The sequence below is a fragment of the Microcoleus sp. Pol7_B2 genome (assembly GCF_036701035.1).
Taxonomy (GTDB): domain Bacteria; phylum Cyanobacteriota; class Cyanobacteriia; order Cyanobacteriales; family Microcoleaceae; genus Microcoleus.
In genome coordinates, this window is the sequence record NZ_JAUBQB010000034.1 from 45,269 (window position 1) to 63,825 (window position 18,557).

The 18,557-nt window shown below is 45.4% G+C and carries 16 protein-coding genes; 10 read left to right on the forward strand and 6 right to left on the reverse strand.

Annotation, left to right across the window (positions count from 1 at the left end; genetic code table 11):
- Positions 1 to 158: 158 nt before the first annotated feature.
- A complete protein-coding gene (locus tag QUA57_RS14815; RefSeq protein ID WP_333061954.1) occupies positions 159 to 1,763 on the reverse strand; it encodes an alkaline phosphatase D family protein in 1,605 nt (534 codons plus the stop codon).
- Positions 1,764 to 2,424: 661 nt separating this feature from the next.
- Between QUA57_RS14815 and QUA57_RS14820 the strand changes: the two genes are divergently transcribed.
- The 3 genes from QUA57_RS14820 (at position 2,425) to QUA57_RS14830 (ending at position 8,150) form a co-directional block, all read left to right on the forward strand.
- Entirely contained in the window at positions 2,425 to 4,761 is a 2,337-nt protein-coding gene (locus tag QUA57_RS14820) for a glycoside hydrolase family 31 protein (RefSeq protein WP_333061950.1), read from the forward strand.
- Between the two features lie 319 nt (positions 4,762 to 5,080).
- Positions 5,081 to 6,946 carry an ABC transporter ATP-binding protein gene (locus tag QUA57_RS14825; RefSeq protein WP_333061948.1) on the forward strand — a complete coding sequence of 622 codons (1,866 nt, stop codon included), beginning with the start codon at positions 5,081 to 5,083 and terminating at the stop codon, positions 6,944 to 6,946.
- A 607-nt stretch (positions 6,947 to 7,553) separates the two neighbouring features.
- A complete protein-coding gene (locus tag QUA57_RS14830; RefSeq protein ID WP_333061946.1) occupies positions 7,554 to 8,150 on the forward strand; it encodes a Uma2 family endonuclease in 597 nt (198 codons plus the stop codon).
- A gap of 129 nt (positions 8,151 to 8,279) precedes the next feature.
- Here the strand turns inward: QUA57_RS14830 and QUA57_RS14835 are convergent, their stop codons facing one another.
- Positions 8,280 to 8,702, reverse strand: coding sequence for a hypothetical protein (locus tag QUA57_RS14835; protein WP_333061944.1), 423 nt, complete (start codon positions 8,700 to 8,702; stop codon positions 8,280 to 8,282).
- Between the two features lie 293 nt (positions 8,703 to 8,995).
- On the opposite strand from QUA57_RS14835, the gene gnd reads away from it, so the two are divergent.
- On the forward strand, positions 8,996 to 10,450 hold the full coding sequence (gene gnd / locus QUA57_RS14840; RefSeq protein ID WP_333061943.1) for a decarboxylating NADP(+)-dependent phosphogluconate dehydrogenase: 1,455 nt from the start codon (positions 8,996 to 8,998) through the stop codon (positions 10,448 to 10,450).
- A 66-nt stretch (positions 10,451 to 10,516) separates the two neighbouring features.
- Here the strand turns inward: gnd and QUA57_RS14845 are convergent, their stop codons facing one another.
- On the reverse strand, positions 10,517 to 11,995 hold the full coding sequence (locus tag QUA57_RS14845; protein WP_333061942.1) for an alpha-amylase: 1,479 nt from the start codon (positions 11,993 to 11,995) through the stop codon (positions 10,517 to 10,519).
- A gap of 346 nt (positions 11,996 to 12,341) precedes the next feature.
- Here QUA57_RS14845 and QUA57_RS14850 point away from each other — a divergent pair, with 346 nt between their 5' ends.
- Together QUA57_RS14850 and arfB are read left to right on the forward strand one after the other, a co-directional pair.
- A complete protein-coding gene (locus tag QUA57_RS14850) occupies positions 12,342 to 12,812 on the forward strand; it encodes a restriction endonuclease (RefSeq protein ID WP_333061940.1) in 471 nt (156 codons plus the stop codon).
- 72 nt (positions 12,813 to 12,884) lie between these two features.
- A complete protein-coding gene (gene arfB, locus QUA57_RS14855) occupies positions 12,885 to 13,298 on the forward strand; it encodes an alternative ribosome rescue aminoacyl-tRNA hydrolase ArfB (RefSeq protein WP_190732410.1) in 414 nt (137 codons plus the stop codon).
- 111 nt (positions 13,299 to 13,409) lie between these two features.
- Here arfB and QUA57_RS14860 read toward each other — a convergent pair whose 3' ends face one another.
- A complete protein-coding gene (locus tag QUA57_RS14860; protein WP_333061939.1) occupies positions 13,410 to 13,970 on the reverse strand; it encodes a helix-turn-helix transcriptional regulator in 561 nt (186 codons plus the stop codon).
- A gap of 398 nt (positions 13,971 to 14,368) precedes the next feature.
- Between QUA57_RS14860 and QUA57_RS14865 the strand changes: the two genes are divergently transcribed.
- The 3 genes from QUA57_RS14865 (at position 14,369) to QUA57_RS14875 (ending at position 17,228) form a co-directional block, all read left to right on the forward strand.
- Positions 14,369 to 15,367 (forward strand): hypothetical protein, encoded by a 999-nt coding sequence (locus QUA57_RS14865; RefSeq protein ID WP_333061938.1) that lies wholly within the window; start codon positions 14,369 to 14,371, stop codon positions 15,365 to 15,367.
- Positions 15,368 to 15,374: 7 nt separating this feature from the next.
- Positions 15,375 to 15,536, forward strand: coding sequence for a hypothetical protein (locus QUA57_RS14870; protein WP_246276752.1), 162 nt, complete (start codon positions 15,375 to 15,377; stop codon positions 15,534 to 15,536).
- A 1,422-nt stretch (positions 15,537 to 16,958) separates the two neighbouring features.
- Positions 16,959 to 17,228 (forward strand): helix-turn-helix domain-containing protein, encoded by a 270-nt coding sequence (locus QUA57_RS14875; protein ID WP_333061936.1) that lies wholly within the window; start codon positions 16,959 to 16,961, stop codon positions 17,226 to 17,228.
- Positions 17,229 to 17,503: 275 nt separating this feature from the next.
- Here the strand turns inward: QUA57_RS14875 and QUA57_RS14880 are convergent, their stop codons facing one another.
- A complete protein-coding gene (locus QUA57_RS14880; protein ID WP_333061935.1) occupies positions 17,504 to 17,836 on the reverse strand; it encodes a transposase in 333 nt (110 codons plus the stop codon).
- A gap of 89 nt (positions 17,837 to 17,925) precedes the next feature.
- Complete coding sequence (locus QUA57_RS14885; RefSeq protein ID WP_333061932.1) at positions 17,926 to 18,285, reverse strand: transposase; 360 nt, start codon at positions 18,283 to 18,285, stop codon at positions 17,926 to 17,928.
- A 46-nt stretch (positions 18,286 to 18,331) separates the two neighbouring features.
- On the opposite strand from QUA57_RS14885, the gene QUA57_RS28700 reads away from it, so the two are divergent.
- The gene (locus QUA57_RS28700) at positions 18,332 to 18,490 is read left to right on the forward strand and encodes a winged helix-turn-helix domain-containing protein (protein ID WP_445304478.1); all 159 of its coding nucleotides are present in this window, start codon (positions 18,332 to 18,334) and stop codon (positions 18,488 to 18,490) included.
- Positions 18,491 to 18,557: the final 67 nt, after the last annotated feature.

Below are 18,557 nucleotides of genomic sequence, written 5' to 3' on the forward strand. Positions count from 1 at the left end.
CAGGAGGAGGTCGCCCACCCAAACTAGCGGTACATTTCTCGGCGAATTTGCTGGTTTTACTCCGACTGGTAAGAGTTTTACTCTGCGTGGGTGCGGGTTCTTCCACGTTGTAAATAGTAATTGTGCCGATCGACTTGTCCAGCGCCCTTGAAGCTGTTTTAAACCTCCGGCGGCAAGTCCACGCTGTAGAGAATTTTGCCTTCAAGGTTGTGCAGCGCCACAGTCATCACCTGACTGTCGCCATTAATTTTAACCGTACCAAAGAACTGAAAACCTTTTGTAGGAGGTAGATTTTCTAATTCTCCCGGCGGCAAACTTTGGAACTTAACTAGGGGGCCAAAAGTATTGTCAAGCTTATTTGGTCCGTAAGTTCCAGCGTGAAGCGGCCCGGCAACAAACTCCCAAAACGGTTTAAAATCAGTGAATTGAGCTTGACCGGGATCGTAGTAGTGCGCGGCAGCATAATGCACGTCAGCGGTCAGCCAAACGACATTTTGGATATTGTTTTGTTGGATAAAGCGCAACAATTGAGCAAGTTCGAGTTCGCGTCCTAATGCAGGGCCATCTCCATTGGCGAGGTTCTCAAAGTTGCCACTGTTTTTGCCATCTTCAATCACCAATCCGACTGGCATATCGCTAGCAATTACTTTCCACCTTGCCTTTGAATTCTGCAATTTGTTCTTTAACCAGCTAACTTGGGCATTACCCAAAAACGCCGTTTCTTCACTTGCTGCTGTCTGACGATTGGTAGTGTTTATTCCTCGGTAGCTACGCATATCCAGCATAAAAATTTCCAGGGAAGAACCGTAATTGAACGAACGGTAAATTCGTTCTGGGTCGTTGGCATCGAAGCGGATCGGCGTATACTCCATAAATGCTTGCTTGCCTCGCGCTGCCAGTAAAGAACTGCTTTTGACTTTGTAGCGGTCATCGCTCATTAGCATCTCGCCGGGATACCAGTTGTTTGTAGTTTCGTGGTCATCCCACTGAACTAGCTGAGGCACTTCGGCGTTGAAGCGTCGGATGTTATTGTCTAGCAGGTTGTAGATGTAATTTCCGCGAAACTCTGTTAAGGTTTCAGCTACTTTTGACTTTTCTTCTGTTGTGATGTTTTTCCAGATGCTACCGTCGTCAAGTTTTACCTCAGATTTAATCGGATTATCTGCATAGATGTAATCGCCAGAATGAATGAAGAAGTCTGGCTTAAGCTGCCTGATAGTTTCATAGATTTTCATGCCGCCCCATTCAGAATTGATACCCCAACCCTGTCCGGCGGTGTCTCCCGACCAGGCAAAAAAGATGTCGCGCTTGCTGTTTGGAGGTGTGCGGAAACTCCCCGTAACGGGGACGCTGTAGATGTTTGGATCGGCTAAATTCTGGAAGCTGACTCGGTAGAATATTTGCCGGTCGGCTGGTAGGTCAATCAGGTTAATACGCGCCGTGTAATCGCTAGTTTCCAACGCTGCAGGCCCGATGATGCGCTGCACGTTGCCGAAGGACTCGGCGGTGTCATATTCGACTATCATCCGGGAGGAGCGATCGCACCGACTCCAAATCACCGCACTGTTGCCGGTAATATCACCGCTAGCAACACCGTAGGGAATGCTGGGCCGCATTTGATCCGACGTGATAATTGCCGGTGCAGAAGATTGTGCTAATCCTGATTGCGATCGCAGGTTTGCGACAACAATACCGCTACCTGCCATTGCCGAACCGAGTAGAAAATGGCGGCGGCTGAGTTGGTCTTGTTTTTTACGTTTCATGGGTACCCTCATCTTTAAAAATACCGAGACTGTACTTCTGCTAATTTGTGATGTACGCAACAATCAGCAAATTCACCGCTGTTCCTGAGACGCCCCGAACTGTGACAAGGAAAACAACTCCCACAGACAAAGGCAGGTTTTCTATCAATTTTTAGTGTACCCAAAATAAACGTAGCAGGCGGTCGATGAAAAAGCAACCATCTAGACTACCAAAGCACGATATTAACCATGTGTCTTCACTTTTTCCTCTGCTAGTGCTTTTGCTAAACCAGCAGCAGCTTCAAAAGAATCATATAAACCTTGACTAGCTATTTTGTTCTGAAAATCCAATGGGATTAAACCTGATTCATTCAATAATTAGGCTACCACGAAATTTAGTAGCAACAGTTTATCGGAGTGAGATAACTATTTGAGGAGGGGGAAAATTTCGGTGAGACGCATAAGTTAAAGGTTTAATAAGCTTAGGTTACATCTATTTGAGGTTCTTTAGCTCTCACCTGTACAATACTCCCAGGCGATCGGGTTAATCAGGCGGTGGATCGGACAGATTAGAGATATTCAGGTTTTGGTGCATGAGATCGATCGTTGTAGTTCAGCCTTTTGCCAGATGACAACCCTTAACTCATGAAAGCAAAATCGATAATATTTTCAGTCAGAGTCTATGCCACAATACTTCGGAAAACTCCAAATTACAGAACAGCCTTGGTCAACAATAGGCGCGGTAGAGTCCATAAAGAAAACCGATCGCACCTTTCACTTTAATTGCGGTGAAACTTCCCTAAACCTCAGCATCCTTGCGCCGAATTTAATCAGAGTGCGAATGTCCCCGACAGGTGAATTCAAAAGCCGATCGCAATCAATAACTGTCCCTGACGAAGAGTGGGAAATTATACCATTTGAAGTGCGAGAAACAGAGGAAAAAATAGAAATTGAAACATCACAAATAACGATTTCAGTCAAGCGCGATCGCGCTTCCATCGAATGCTTTGACAAATCGGGAAAACCCTTTGCTAGCGACTGCGATCCTAGTATGGGATGGCGCACCGGCGCAACCGCAGGCTGGAAAAGCATCGAAGCAGACGAACACTTCTACGGTTTCGGCGAACGCACCGGCTTTCTCGACAAACTCTCCGAAGTCAAGACAAACTGGACAATAGACGCGCTTGACTACAATTCCCTCAGCGATGAAATGTACCAGGCGATCCCATTTTACATCGCCCTGAATCCCGATCGCGCTTACGGCCTCTTTTTCAACACCACATTTTGGAGTCAGTTCGACATCGGCGCCCAACAACCGGGGGTTTTGCGGATGGAAACCAGAGGCCCGGAACTCGATTACTACATCATTTACGGCCCGGAACCCGCCCAAATTCTCGCCACCTACACGCAGTTAACCGGCCGGATGCCGCTTCCGCCAAAATGGGCGCTGGGATACCACCAATGCCGCTGGAGCTACGACTCCGAAGACGTTGTGCGGGAGTTGGCGAAGCAATTTCGCGATCGGGCGATTCCTTGCGATGTCATCCACCTCGACATCGACTATATGAACGGCTACCGCATTTTTACCTGGAGCCCGAAGCGTTTCCCCGATCCCGCGAAACTTCTCGCAGACTTGAAAGCAGCCGGTTTTAAGGTTGTCACGATTGTCGATCCCGGTGTCAAGTACGAACCGGAAGGAGATTATGAAGTATTCGATCGGGGTGTGGAAAATGACTATTTCGTCCGCACCGCAGAGGGAAGGCTATTCCACGGTTATGTTTGGCCCGAAAAAGCGGTGTTTCCAGACTTCCTGCGGCCAGAGGTGCGCCAGTGGTGGGGCGAATTGCACAAAAACCTTACAGATATGGGCGTTGCAGGGATTTGGAACGACATGAACGAACCTTCGATCGCAGAACGGCCTTTTGGCGACGGCCACCAACACATCTGGTTTCCGCTGGATGCACCGCAAGGCCCGGAATCCGAGGGCGCCACCCACGCGGAAACGCACAATTTGTATGGGTTGATGATGGCGAAAGCTTGTTCGGAAGGGTTGCAACAAGTGCGATCGGGCGAGCGATCTTTTGTGCTGACGCGATCGGGTTTTGCCGGCATTCAGCGTTACTCGTCGGTATGGATGGGCGACAATCTATCGCAGTGGGAATACTTAGAAATGTCGCTACCGATGCTTTGCAATATGGGGCTTTCCGGCGTGGCGTTTGTCGGTTGCGACATCGGGGGTTTTGCGGAGAATGCAACCGCTGAATTGTTCGCGCGGTGGATGCAGGTGGGAATGCTGTATCCCTTGATGCGCGGTCATTCGGCGATAAATACGGCCCAACACGAACCGTGGGTTTTTGGCGATCGCACTGAGAAGATTTGCCGCGAATACATGAATTTGCGCTATCAGTTGTTGCCTTATATTTACACGTTGTTTTGGGAAGCTGCGACGACGGGAACACCGATTTTGCGACCGTTACTATATCAATTTCCGCGCGATCGGGCAACTTATCACCTTTACGATCAAGTATTGCTCGGCCCGTCGCTGATGGCTGCACCCGTTTACCGCCCGGGAGTTGAACACCGCGCCGTGTATTTCCCGGAGGGGACTTGGTACGATTGGTGGACCGGCGAATGCTATCAGGGCCCGACGCACATTTTAGCTTATGCACCTTTGGAGAGAATGCCGCTTTACGTGCGGGGTGGGGGCATAATTGCGATGGAACCCGTGAGGCAATTTGTCAGCGAAGAACCGCTTGAGTCATTAAAAATGCGAATTTGGCCCGGAAGCGGTGAATGGACGCTTTATGAGGACGACGGACACAGTTTTGAACACGAACAAGGTGTCTGGGCTACGACTAATTACAAAGTGTATTTGGAAGGGGAAAAAATCATCGTTGAAATTGCCGCGCGCGAGGGTCAATTTTTGATATCAGAACGCGAAGTTATTGTGGAAGTTGTTGGCGTTGGCGAACAGCGATTTACAGATGACGGTACGGTGCGGCGTTTGACATTTGGATAATTTGATATTTGTCGCTTTCGCACTAACCCGCCGGGGGTTTTAACCCCCGTCTCACAGCTCAAGTCCACTGAAGTGGACTGAAGAAACACACTAGCAGACTTGATGTAAATCCTGTACATATTAAGCGGCACTCCTGTTTAAACGAAGCTAACCGACTCAAATTCTAAATATTAACGAACAGTCCTCTAAAGAGGACTTTAGCTATGAGGCAGGGATTAAAATCCCTGACGACCTAATTGTTAGTAAACTATATTACGTGGTAACTACTGTTATAATACAGCAGGAGGAGATGAATAAATAAAATTATTGCGATTGAATTATGCAACCCATCCAAATTACCACATTCCAAGCTCTGTGGCGCAGCCTGGGCCTGATAATCAGAGCCGCACCAATAGAACTCCGCAATTTAATAATACTCAACATCATCGGCGGTGCTGCCCCATCTGCCGTGCTTTTTTTAGATAAATTAATCATTGATGAAGTATCTAGGTTGCTATCGCAAAACCAAACAGCACAGCCCTTTGCTTTGATGCTTTCCCGACCAATATTGCTGTGGAGTATTGCCGGAGTCTTAAGTCTCAGGTTAGTCGGCGATGCCCTAGACACAATGGGCTCTTTTGTCTCGACATCTTTGCGCGATCGCGTTCAAGGCTTTGTCGAAGGAAAAGTCATCGAAAAAGTCGCCAATTTCGACGATATTGCCCTCTTTGAAAACCCCGAACTATTAAATATAGTAGAACTAGCCAAAACGGGAGTAGTCAAAATACAGCAACTAGCCTTTACCATCAGCATGACAGTCACGGGAATTTTTATATTTATTCCATCGATAGGCCTTGCTGCTGCAATAGCTTGGTGGGTGCCAGTGCTGATGTTGATTTCATCCTGCCCCTCAATTTACATCCAAAGAAAATATAGCAAAATCATCTGGAGAGTTCAAAGAAAGCAAGCTAAAATCACTCGTGAAATGAACTTATCTTCTAGAGTATTGACGGGGGAAGAATACGCTAAAGAATTGCGTTTGTTTGGGTTGCAGGAACTTTGGCTCAAACGCTGGCAGGGTCAGTTTTTGCAGTTTTTTAGCGAGATGCAGCAAATCCGAAAAAAAGGAGCAATTGTTTTACTTTTGTGGTCAGTCTTTAGTAGAGTAGGAGTAGCTTTGCCCTTTGTTTATGTGGTAATTGGAGCTTTGGGTGGTCGCTATACTTTGGGAGATTTGGCGCTTTATTCGGGTTTGATTGTTCAGGTCGAGCAAAGTTTGCAATTACTTATAGGCAATTATGCTAATTTGTACGATATCTCTCTCGGTGTTAGTCCGATTTTTCAACTTTTGGAACTCAAACCAGAATTGCAGTCTCCGCTTGGGGATGTAGCATCTCGCCTGCCTAGTTTACCAGATGGCGGGCAAGATTCCCGCCCCACAAAAGATAAAATTGGCATCGAGATTAAGGATTTATCTTTTTGCTATCCCGGTAGCAATAAAAGCACGGTTGAAGATATCAACTTAACGATTAATCCGGGTGAAATGCTAGTGCTTGTTGGTGAAAATGGCGCGGGTAAAACCACCCTTGGCAAACTCCTCGGTCGCCTGTACGACCCGACAAGTGGTACGATCGCCTGGAACGGCAAAGATTTGCGATCGTACTCTCTAGCATACGTGCGATCGCGCATCGCCGTCGTCATGCAAGATTACGCCCGTTTCCCCTCCACAGTCCGCGAAAACGTCGGTTTCGGCGACTTGCTTTCACTGTCGGATGACACCGCAATTAACGAAGCTATTTCTGAAGCAGGAATTGCAGCTAAAGTCAACAGTTTAGAGCAAGGTTTAGAGACTCCCTTGGGGAAACAATTAGAAGACGGCATAGACTTATCGGGGGGACAATGGCAAAGAATTGCGATCGCCCGCGCCTTAATGCGGCTTTCTACAGCCGAAGTGCTCATTTTTGACGAACCAACCGCCGCCCTCGACCCCAAGACAGAACACGAAATTTACAGCATCTTCCGCCAAATAGCCGCCGGGAAAACAACAATAGTCATCAGTCATAGATTAGGCTTAGCAAAAATTGCAGATCGTATCGCCGTCATGGAAAACGGTAAAATAGCAGAAATAGGAACTCACGACGAATTGATAGCATCAAACGGAATTTACTGCTCAATGTTCACCCGTCAAGCTAGTAGCTATATTTAGAGTGAAATCAACAGTCCGCCAGGGGTTAAAACCCCTGTCTCATAGCGGAAGTCGGTTGAAACCGACTGGGGAGATATTGCAATGCTTGTTCAAGAATGTGTCTTTCAGTCCTCTTTGAGAGGACTTTTGCTATGAGACGGGGGTTTCAACCCCCGGCGGACTTGCGGGTTAGCGTGGGGAATTTGGCGCGGGTGATTGTGATAAATTATCGCGGATTTGCGATCTAATTTCTCTCGTTAGGTGGCGAGAAACCGAGTTCCTGCGACAATTTTCAGTTGAGTACGAGAAATATCGGAAGAAACGCGGTTTCTGGGATGATTGTGCGAGATAGATTTATGATAGATTAATCTCATTTGTTTTGTGGCAAAGTCTCGATCCCCCCTAGCCCCCCTTAAAAAGGGGGGGACAAAAGTCAAATACAAATTCCCGCTTCTTGATGGGACAAAAGTTCGATTCAAAGTCCCCCTTCTTAAGGGGGATTTAGGGGGATCTAGGCTTCGAGGTAAAGCAGAGATACCTGTTTTACTGATGAATGCGATCTTTTTGAAAAAATTGTCATAAAGTGCGATCTATAATAAAACCAACCTAGTTGGCGATAATATCAACGATGGAAACTATAACTCTCAACCTACCTGCAGCCGTCGCTTTAACCGACGAACAATTTTATCAATTGTCCATCGCTAATGAAGAGTGGCGATTAGAACAAACCCCCGAAGGAGAACTAATTATTATGCCTCCAGCAGGCGGCGAAAGCGGCATCAGAAATTCGGATTTGACTACAGACCTAAATTTGTGGAATCGTCAGACTCGATTGGGAAAAGTCTTTGACTCTTCCACTGTCTTTCAATTACCCAACGGTGCCAAGCGTTCCCCTGATGCTGCTTGGGTACTCCTAGAACGTTGGGAAGCATTATCCGCAGAAGATAAGCGCAAATTTCCTCCCCTGTGCCCGGACTTTGTAATTGAATTGCGATCGCAAAGTGATTCCGTAGAAACATTGCGGGCTAAAATGCGATATTATCGAACTAACGGCTGTCGCTTAGGTTGGCTAATTGACCCCCAAACGCCTTTAGTAGAAATCTATCGGTTGTCTGAAGATGTAGCAGAAGTTATTAATTTCTCTTTTGACCAACCGCCTACACTTTCGGGTGAAGATGTACTTCCCGGATTTCTTCTAGATCTTACACCTATTCTCAATCCTTGAATCTAGATCCAGAACTGTTGCCCAAGTGGCGAGAAACCGGGTTTCTGCGACAATTTGGGTTGAGTACGAGAAATAAGGGAAGAAACCCGGTTTCTGAGATGAGCCTCCATCCACAAAAATGATGAGCAATTATCTCCCCGTCAACGTATCCGCATAAGGATCGGGCAAAGCTTGCTGCACCTCCAAAAGCGGCAAAGGATCTCCAGTCAACGGTTGGCTAATCAAATTTTTTTTTACCCCATCCCCCTTGCGATCGCGCTCTTGCAAATGTGATAATTCCTCCTGATAAACCGCAAGAATCCGCGCCAAACTCGCCGCCAAATCATCCCAATTATCATCTCCCACCAACTTCTCAGAAATTCCCTCAAATAACTCTCCCGCTTGCCTTTTTTGAACATAAGCTTTCAAAAGCTTTCCCGACTTTTGCAAAACGGCCTGATAAATATCCCCATCAGACCACCACAGCCCCTGCTGACTCAGCAGCCAAGTCAAAATATACTCGCGAGCGTGTTGCTCCTTCACCCAGGCCGCGAGATACTGCAAATCTTCCATAGTTACAACAGTCTCCTCAATAGTCCTCAAAATGTCCGCTTGTTTGTATCTACCGTTACCGCGATCGACATAATACCTGCCTTATCATCACCTGCCCGCGTCATTAATATCCCTTAAATCTTAAAAAAACCCTACTGATTTACCAAACAGCAATTCTGGGAATATAAAAATAAACTTAAACCTCCTAGGTCTATTGTCCAATACTTTTAGTCCACCGGAAAGCGGTACACCCCGCCTCGCTTTCCTCTCTCGCAAACCTATCATCAAGCGGGAACAACCAGCGGGTTATTAGCATGACAAAGCAAAATTTTGGTTTAATCGGTCTAGCAGTGATGGGCGAAAACCTAGCGCTCAACGTCGAAAGCAGAGGCTTCTCCGTGGCTGTATACAACCGCACAGCAGCCAAAACCGACGACTTCATGGCCCTACGCGCCCCCGGCAAGAACATTGTAGGCACCAAGACTCTGACAGAATTCGTCGATGCCCTAGAAACCCCACGCCGAATCTTAGTCATGGTGCAAGCTGGCAAACCCGTAGATGCGGTCATCGACCAGCTCAAACCTATGCTGTCACCGGGCGACATGATTATTGACGGCGGCAACTCGCTATACGACGACACCGAACGCCGCACCAAAGATTTAGAATCGATGGGACTGGGATTTGTCGGCATGGGCATCAGCGGCGGCGAAGAAGGCGCGCTGAATGGTGCTAGCTTGATGCCCGGGGGCACCCGCACTGCTTACGGTCTACTAGAGCCAATTCTCACCAAAATTGCGGCTCAAGTAGATGACGGCCCCTGCGTCACATTCATCGGCCCCGGTGGCGCTGGTCACTACGTCAAGATGGTTCACAACGGTATTGAGTACGGTGATATGCAGCTCATTGCGGAAGCCTACGATTTGCTCAAAAACGTGGGTGGATTGGACGGCAAGCAGTTGCAGGAAGTTTTTACCGAATGGAATACAACAGACGAACTCAACTCGTTTTTGATTGAAATTACCGCTAACATTTTCAAGTACATTGACCCGGAAACTAAGCAACCCTTAGTTGAGGTAATTATGGACGCAGCCGGCCAAAAAGGTACCGGCCGCTGGACAGTTATGAGTGCTTTGGAATTGGGCGTAAGCATTCCCACAATTATCGCTGCTGTGAATGCCCGAATCATGTCTTCTTACAAAGACGAGCGTATCAAAGCTTCCCAAGAACTGACGGGGCCTAGCGGCAAGTACGAAGGCGATACTAAAGAGTTTGTGAACAAAGTTCGGGATGCGCTTTACTGCTCGAAGATTTGCTCCTACGCGCAAGGCATGGCGCTGTTGAGCGCGGCATCGAAGTCGTACAATTACGACTTGAGTTTGAGCGAAATTTCCCGAATTTGGAAGGGTGGCTGTATTATTCGGGCTGGATTTTTGGACAAGATTAAAACTGCTTTCAAGGACGACCCCACGCTGCCGAATTTGCTGTTAGCGCCGGAGTTCAAACAGAGCATTCTCGATCGCCAATCGGCTTGGCGAGACGTGTTAGCTACTGCTTGCCAACTGGGGATTGCAGTGCCAGCATTTAGCGCCTCGCTGGACTATTTCGACAGCTACCGCCGCGAAAGATTGCCGCAAAACCTCACGCAAGCACAGCGGGATTATTTCGGGGCTCACACCTACGAGCGCACCGACAAACCGCGCGGCGAATTCTTCCACTCTGAGTGGACGCAGACTGCTAAAGAATCGCTGCAAACCGGTACTACCGATTAATTAATTTTTGTAGGGTGCGTTTCGGCGCACCTTACAGATAGAACATGAGATTACTGCCAACCGATCTTATTCCTGAATCCACACGGATACTGAACCCCCTTGACAGCGAAACTCGCCCCAACCCCACTCGTTAGTAGAAACAGGTTCCTTAATATGCCCTGTTAAGTCCACAAACTTAGCATGAGGTTTACCAACTTCCATCCACTTGGAACCCTCCGGGCCGTCACTCATAATTACTGCCATTGCCTGTGGATGTTTCCCATTCCCCAATCTCGTCCAGCCAATGGTATTCCAATGATCGAAATAGTCATATTGAGGGCCGTAGGCGAAGTGTTTGCGAGCATGGAGAAACTTGTCAATTAGCGATCGATGAGACGGTAAAACAATCTTATACCGCTTGCCATCACGCCCCCAATCTTCATATTCTGCACCGTAATAATCGCCGTAGAAAACGCAGGGATAACCTTCTCTTCGCAATAGAATAATCGCATACGCAAGAGGTTTAAACCAAGGTTCTACAACAGATTCAAGTGCTTGCAGCGGTTGGGAATCGTGGTTTTCGACAAACGTTACTGCATGAGTCGGTTGCTGCTGCATCATTGTACCGTCTAAGATGCGTCGCATATCGTAATTACCACTCTGTTGACTGGCGTAATGAAAGTTGTAATGCAGTGGCACATCAAAAACTGACATTTTGCCCTTAACTGAACCGACATACCAGTGCAGGATATCGATATTTGGTGCCCAATACTCACCGACAACAAACAAATCTTTGCCGACATATCGCTCCATTTCATCCAACCATTCCGAAAAAAACCAAGACGATATGTGCTTGATGGCATCTATACGGAAACCGTCGGCACCTGTTGTGTCGAGATACCACTTACCCCAGCGTGTAATTTCATCTCGTACCCATTGATCCTGGAAATCCAGATCGCACCCCATTAAATAGGCAAAATTGCCATTTTCTAGGGCAACATAGTCATCAAACATTCTGCCTTCTACCAAATAGACTGTGCCGCGATCGTCTGGATTGTATTCGTTATAGTCTACTGCGTCAAAATGCCACCAGTGCCATTCAAATTGGGAATATTTACCTTGGCGTCCGGGAAAGTTAAAATTGGTGTAGCTTTTGATTTCTTGCAACCAACCTTTGGGATTTAGCCGATCGTGGTAAGGATAAGGAGTTGCCTTAAATATCTCTGCTGCATCTGCACCCATTTTGTGGTTGATAACTACATCGGCATAGACTTGGAGCTGAGATTTGTGCAGGGCTGCGATCGCATCCAAATATTGCTGCTTAGTACCATATTTGGTGCGAATTGAACCTTTTTGGTCGAATTCTCCCAAATCAAATAAGTCGTAAACCCCATATCCAACGTCGCTTTGCCCGCCACTTCCTTTGTAAGCTGGGGGCAGCCACAGTGCGGTAAAACCCGCATCTGCCAATTCTTTCGCCTGGTTTTTCACCTCATCCCACAGGGTTCCTTGATCGGGAATGTACCAGTGGAAATATTGCATCATCGTGCCGTTGATATCTGCCATTTTGCACCCTTGCTTTGAGATGATACTGACAATTTAAACCGATCTTAGGCTACAGCATTGCCTATTGTCACTGTATCCGCCGGAATTTTTGCTAAACCTACGGTTTGGGTGTGATTAAAGTTTTGTTACAGTTCTCAACTATAAAATCCCTTGACTCTCGCCTGACTCTTTGAACCATACTTGAACTTGAGTGGAGACAAAAAGCCCAAGTCTTAGATCGGGAATCTAAAAGAATCAGTAAGTAAGATCACAATGTGCTTGTGATCTTACTTGTGATCTTAGTAGATAACTATACTGAGCAAATCTGCTAACATCATAACTACTCATTTAAAAAAAATGTAATTATATGAAATCTTTTATTGGAAGAGCCGCTGCCGTTTTGGGTGTGATTGCGACATCGGTATTGGATACACTGAAAGAAGAAGAGGAAAACAAGCGTTTATTAGGCAGTGGTATTCTGGAAGTGGATGAAATGACGGGAAAAGAGTTTGAAAAATTTCTAGAGGTTCATTTTGTCAACTTTGGTTATACTGTTACTTTAACTCAAGAGAGTCAAGATTATGGGGCGGATTTAATTTTATACAAAGATGGCTCCAAAACCGTGGTTCAAGCGAAAAGAAGCAAAAATCCAGTTGGGATTAAAGCAGTTCAAGAAGTAGCAGGAGCCGTCAGACATTACAAAGGAAATAAAGGAAGAGTAATTACGAACAACAGATTTACAGAAAATGCTTACAATCTTGCTAAGTCTAACGACGTAGAGTTATGGGATAGAAAAAAACTAATCGAATTCATCCTGCTAGCTAAAAATTGTAAATAACTTATATACTAAACTAAGTTATATATAAAAGATGCACTGCTTTCCCAGTATCATTAATCTCACTGATGAATCATGCTACAAATTTCTAATACAGTGTTCCTGGACGATCGCGAAATCGAGATTAGTGCGATTCGCTCTCAAGGCGCGGGGGGGCAAAATGTAAATAAGGTGGCGAGTGCGATTCACTTGCGCTTTGATATCCCAGCTTCCTCATTGCCCGATCGCTACAAGGAGCGTTTGTTGCAAATCAACGACCAGCGCATCACCTCCGAAGGTGTGATTGTCATCAAGGCCCAGGAACACCGCAGCCAGGAACAAAACCGGGAGGAGGCTTTGAGACGGCTGCAAGAACTGATTAAAAGTGCGATCGTCATACCCAAAAGGCGCAAACCCAGCAAAGCAACTCGTAGTTCCCAGCGCAAGCGTCTCGACAGCAAAACCAAGCGAGGGCAGATTAAAGCTCTGAGAGGGAAAGTCACGGATTGAGCGATGAAAGGTCGATCGGGCTTCTGAGTTTTTAGTTATAGCCTTAGTATTTTCCGGGCTTGGGTGCATGACTCAAACCCATTTCCCTAGACATTTCCGAACCCCTGCGGGTTAGTTGTCGTTCGGTGAGGGCTCACGACTTGGTAAGTCATGGGGAATTTTAGTTACGTCTAATCCTAAAACCTCAAACATAGTTTTTAGAGAAACCTGGTACAGGTTAGCCAGTGCAGCTACGTTTTCAACAGTTGGCATAGACTTTCCTGATTCCCAGTCAGCTTGCATCCGCTCAGAAATGCCGATATGTTGTTTGACTTGAGGGCGGGTTAGCCCAGCTTGTTCTCTGAGAAGCCTTAATGGAGACTTTTCCTTTTCTTGCGAATTTTCTGCCACAATACATGAAGCTTGTTTCACGGCTTCAAGCTTCTTGACCTCCGCCGAAAGATGAAGTACACTTAATGCTTGTAGGTCATCGGGAATTTTGGCTACGTCTAATCCCATACATCTAGCAAGTGTTTTTAGAGGTACGCCTAGCTCGCGCGCCAGAGCAATGACGCGATCGAAGCGAGGAATGGATTCCCCTCGTTCCCAATCGCCAATAATGCGAATTCCTACCCCCATTCGACGACTAAGTTCGGGCTGGGTCAAATTTGCACTTTCTCTAAGGTTTTTCAAGGTTATCGTTTCTCGATCTTCAGCTTCCATTAATTATAGCAGTTAATTGCTAGCAAAATAGTGCTTGACATCCTTGGTATCTGGCACTAAACTGCTAGTAGATAGGAAAAGCAAGGGCGGCCGGGCGAGCCTCCTTTCGTCAAAATGCAGGTTTGAAGAACCGCCTGATTTTTCGTGTCTATCAATTGTGCTTGCATACCCAAGCGTATGTTCCGGGCAAGGGCGCATACCTCAAGCCCCTTTTTTCTCAACGCCGAGGAGGTGGTGCCATGTAAAAGGTCGATCGACCTCACAGGACAACACAACTCAAAATTGTATCAAATATCCAGACCAAAACTTCTCCTTTGCGATCGCACAACTTCCGTGCTATCGTGCCCTTTCTCGAACCATTCCAGATCATGTCCACATCAATTGACAACTTCTACCTAGGCGATGTCGCCTCCAACTTTCACTTTGCAGGCCCGCTGCTAGACTTTGAAGAAGAAATCCAGAATCAATCTCCCTTTCACGATTTAGACTACCTGACAGGCGAAATTAAAAGGGGATTCCTAGACTACGTGCGTCAAGGAATCATGCTGGACGCGATCCGAAAACTGCGATTGTACAAAGACAAGTTCAAAACTTTTAAAAGTTACTGCGAACAAGCATTAGGTCGGCAGTATTTTTACTGCACGCAAATTATCAAAGCTGCTGGCATTTGCCTGCGCTTAATTAAAGCCGGATTTGAGATTTTGCCTAGCTGCGTCGCTCAAGTTGTCCCTTTGTTCAAACACGCAATTACCGACCAATATGGCGACTGTCGTTTACAGGAAAAGTGGCAAGAAGTTGTCGATGTCATCCCCAAAGAAAGGATTACCGCAGTAACTATTGCCGAAACAGTTGACAACAATCCCAACCTCCGGCTCAAACAAATTCGCATTAAAACCGACACCTACGCCCTTTTAACGAAAAAAGCAGCCGCAGCCGGACTGTCAATTTCGGAATTTTTGGCAAGGTTGGTTGGCGAATACAATCCCAGAAATTTAGACCAGCCAGCGGAACATACTCCCGAACAAGAGGAGATTTTAGACCAATTAGACGCAGAGTTTAAGAAGCCGGCAACGGAACAGACTTCAACTTCTGCCCCAGGAAAAGTTAAGTCTAAAGGTTTTGGAGTCAAAGTTGGCCCTAAAGGTGGTAAAAGGGAAGTTAAGGCGAAAACTTCGGAAAGGGAAGTTAAGGCAAAAACTTCGGAAGGTGAAGTTAAGTTCAAAAATCGGCAAAGTGAAATCAAAGCCGAGAAACAGTCGAATTCATTTAATGAGAAAAATCATGAAGTCATCTGCCCAAAATCCAATCATGCGTCAACTGAAATTAATGGAGGCTCAACTGAACGAAATTCAGTGCCACCTTATTAAAGCCACTGTGTTGAATTGGTGGCAAATAGTTTTGCCTGACGGACAAAAGATTGCGATCGAGCACGCGGGCGGCGGACACTGGATTTTTCGGGCTAACGGGCTTGAGAAATCTCATCCAGAAGTGCGGCTAGCGGTGTTAAGGGCGATCGCCGAAGGCTGTCGCCGATAAGTTACGGCTAAGGACACGGCGCGGTGCCGTGTCCTGAGATGGACTGGCGATCGGATTTGATATGATTTGGAGATGCTGGGGGCGATCGACATTGCTTAAGGTTGCGATCGGAATTTCCCAACTGTGGGGCGAGATTTAAGGGGCCGGCGTTGTGGGTAGACGGGTGATGTCTGCGGTGTTTTATGACTTTTGTAGAGACGATGGAACACCAAAAACCCTCAGCTCTTAAAACTTGGATGGTTTGGCCTCAACATTCTCAACCGGAAAAGCTGAGAGCCCTGTTGGCCCGGGACAAAGAGCATGGTCGGCGAGGATACGCCGATCAGAGCCAACGTTATCTTAACGATTGAGCAACGTGGTTCATACTGAGTTAGACTGAATATTAGAGTATAAATCTAAGGAGTAGTTTTTTCAGGAAACCACAGGAGGCAGCGTGACATTAGGCGTAGACAGCAGGCAATAGTAGTGCCCTGAAGGAAAGGAGCAAGATGATAAAACAAAACCGAATTAAAAAAAAAGTAGGTATCTAGAGTTGTAAACTAGCATTATAATAATGTACAAAACTCCAAATTGCAGCAATATGATTTTCCAATTTCTAAGAGTTGGATAAGCTCTTTCTCACCAATCGAGATACTCGTTGTCGAAGGCTGCAGTTAAATCGCTCGATATAGCTGGTACAACCACTATCGAGAGTCTACACTATAATGACGTTTACTGGGCAATACAGAATCATAAGCACTCCAATGGTCAGTATAAATTACAGCACATTGACGGTAAACAGGTGGCATGGAATTCCATAAGGCACTCTTCTGATACTGCGCTACGATCTCCAATATGTACACCAACAATTTCCCTAGTCTGGGCATCCAATGCCAGCCAAACCCACTGCTGATTGCCTTTATTGTCAACTTGCCGACCATAACTCATCCATCTGAACATTCAGGCGCTTTTTTGGCTTGGTACTCCGCGACACTTGCTTGTTAACAACAACAGAAGAGAGCATTTACGTACCGCTGCACTGTATCTTCTGACACTTGTAATACCCGAGCAATTCCGGCTTGAGAAATACGTTCAAGTAGCATCCGCTGGATTAACTCCTGTTGTTCTTTCGTAATAGTTTTCCACGCGGGATTTAGAACAAATTGACGACCAAATTCTCGACATTGCCACAATTGGGGCAAGAATTAATTTCTACTGTCATATAACCAATGGCAAACACTTCTCTCTAATAGTAGCTTAAGTTTACTCCATCCTTTCCTTCAGGGCACTACCCATTCGTAAATCCAACCAAGCCAGAATGCTGGTAGTGCCGGCACCATGTTCGAGTGCAGTTTACAAATTATTTGCGATCGCTATAGCAATCCTCGCATCATTATCATGATTATGGTACAATTATATGCAATACTTAATTATGACAAAAAAATGAATAACTTACAACTTTCACAAAAAGATATGGAAAAAGAAATAGCCCAATTAGAATTTTTCATTAAAAGTGATATCGATGCAAGAGAACTAAAACGAGCAATAGCTGTAAGGATGGCGCTCTCAGGTAATATCTACCATGAAATCAGCAATATTTTAGGTGTAAGTAATTTTTTTATTGGTTATTGGAAAAAACAATTTACAACCAAAGGCCTCGCCGGAATCAAACTAGGACATAAAGGGTCAAAAGGGTATTTAACGGCTCGATAAAATACTGAAGTAATCGAGTGGTTAAAGAATAAAGAATATTGTAATTTAGATGAGCTGGTTACTTATTTAGATCAAGAATTTGGTGTGATATATACAGCGTATCCCAGGTTTATGAGGTACAGTAACAACAGTGTGTAAACCAGTTTTTTAAATGTTTGGGATTCATCAAATCGAGTGCGATGGCAATTAGAACATCAACCATTTTTGGAGTAGTGGGAGAAAACTGACGTAAAAAAGCTTTTAATTGTGACCACCAATGTTCAATGGGATTAAAGTCAGGATTCGGGAGGTGATTGGTAAAGAACGCTCGCCCCAACAGATTGAATTAAAGGTTCGATTTCTTTCACTTTATGGGCGGGGACATTATCCATGACAACTACCGCACCCTCCCATAGTTGTGGTAGTAAACACTTTTCGACCAAGACTTGGAATGCTTTGCCATTCATTGAACCATCCAATGTCATTACAGCTAACACTTTTTTTAAGCTAATTGCCCCAATTACTGTCACCTTTGAGCCTCGATAAAATGGTTTAAAATCATAGACCCTACTTCCATAATAGCTTCGGGCATGAGTTCGTGTTAACCAAGCGTAAAACGCCCATTTCATCGATAAAAACTAAATTTTCTGGTTCGATTTGCTTAACTTTCTGCCAATACTCAATTCTCAAGTTTCGGACTCTTTCTCTTTTCCCTTGGTCACTGCGCAATGTTTTTTTTTACTGTGAGTTTTTTTTTTTGTAATGCCCGACACATTGCACTTTTACTGACCCATTGATGATGATTTTCTGCCCAATATTCACAATATTCTAATAATGTTGCATCTGGATATCGTTCAACCATTGCCTGTAGTTGAACTTCCGCTCCATACAATGCCCCCTTCATTACCCCACCTGGTTTTTTTGGTTCTAAACTACCTTGACATTTATGAATAGATAGGAGTTTTTGTACAAAACTTTTAGCTACACTAAATCTAGCCGCAACTTTTCTGATTGAGGTGTTACCTTGAAAGTAAGCCTTGACTATTTTTTCTCGGAACTCGATTGAGTAAGATTTCATTGGGACTATTTCTACACTAAATATTAGTGTACCTCATAAACCTGGGATACGCTGTAAATCAAAACAGAGTTACTATGAAGTTTTCAACCGGGCAAAAATTAGTTGGAAAAAAACTCAAAAAACCAATCCTAAATTTGATAAAGAACTGGTAAAAAAAAGACAGAAGAAATTAACGATATTTTATTTAAAAACAATGCTGGTATAGAATCGGGGGAAATAATAGTATTGTTTTTAGATGAATGTCATCTACTTCATGGTGATCTAACTGGTTA

Excerpts from the sequence above, each read along its gene's own strand:
- QUA57_RS14815 (WP_333061954.1), bottom strand. The coding sequence starts at position 1,763 with ATGAAACGTAAAAAACAAGACCAACTCAGCCGCCGCCATTTTCTACTC.
- QUA57_RS14820 (WP_333061950.1), top strand. The coding sequence starts at position 2,425 with ATGCCACAATACTTCGGAAAACTCCAAATTACAGAACAGCCTTGGTCA.
- QUA57_RS14825 (WP_333061948.1), top strand. The coding sequence starts at position 5,081 with ATGCAACCCATCCAAATTACCACATTCCAAGCTCTGTGGCGCAGCCTG.
- QUA57_RS14830 (WP_333061946.1), top strand. The coding sequence starts at position 7,554 with ATGGAAACTATAACTCTCAACCTACCTGCAGCCGTCGCTTTAACCGAC.
- QUA57_RS14835 (WP_333061944.1), bottom strand. The coding sequence starts at position 8,702 with ATGGAAGATTTGCAGTATCTCGCGGCCTGGGTGAAGGAGCAACACGCT.
- gnd (WP_333061943.1), top strand. The coding sequence starts at position 8,996 with ATGACAAAGCAAAATTTTGGTTTAATCGGTCTAGCAGTGATGGGCGAA.
- QUA57_RS14845 (WP_333061942.1), bottom strand. The coding sequence starts at position 11,995 with ATGGCAGATATCAACGGCACGATGATGCAATATTTCCACTGGTACATT.
- QUA57_RS14850 (WP_333061940.1), top strand. The coding sequence starts at position 12,342 with ATGAAATCTTTTATTGGAAGAGCCGCTGCCGTTTTGGGTGTGATTGCG.
- arfB (WP_190732410.1), top strand. The coding sequence starts at position 12,885 with ATGCTACAAATTTCTAATACAGTGTTCCTGGACGATCGCGAAATCGAG.
- QUA57_RS14865 (WP_333061938.1), top strand. The coding sequence starts at position 14,369 with ATGTCCACATCAATTGACAACTTCTACCTAGGCGATGTCGCCTCCAAC.
- QUA57_RS14875 (WP_333061936.1), top strand. The coding sequence starts at position 16,959 with ATGAATAACTTACAACTTTCACAAAAAGATATGGAAAAAGAAATAGCC.
- QUA57_RS14880 (WP_333061935.1), bottom strand. The coding sequence starts at position 17,836 with ATGAAATGGGCGTTTTACGCTTGGTTAACACGAACTCATGCCCGAAGC.
- QUA57_RS14885 (WP_333061932.1), bottom strand. The coding sequence starts at position 18,285 with ATGAAATCTTACTCAATCGAGTTCCGAGAAAAAATAGTCAAGGCTTAC.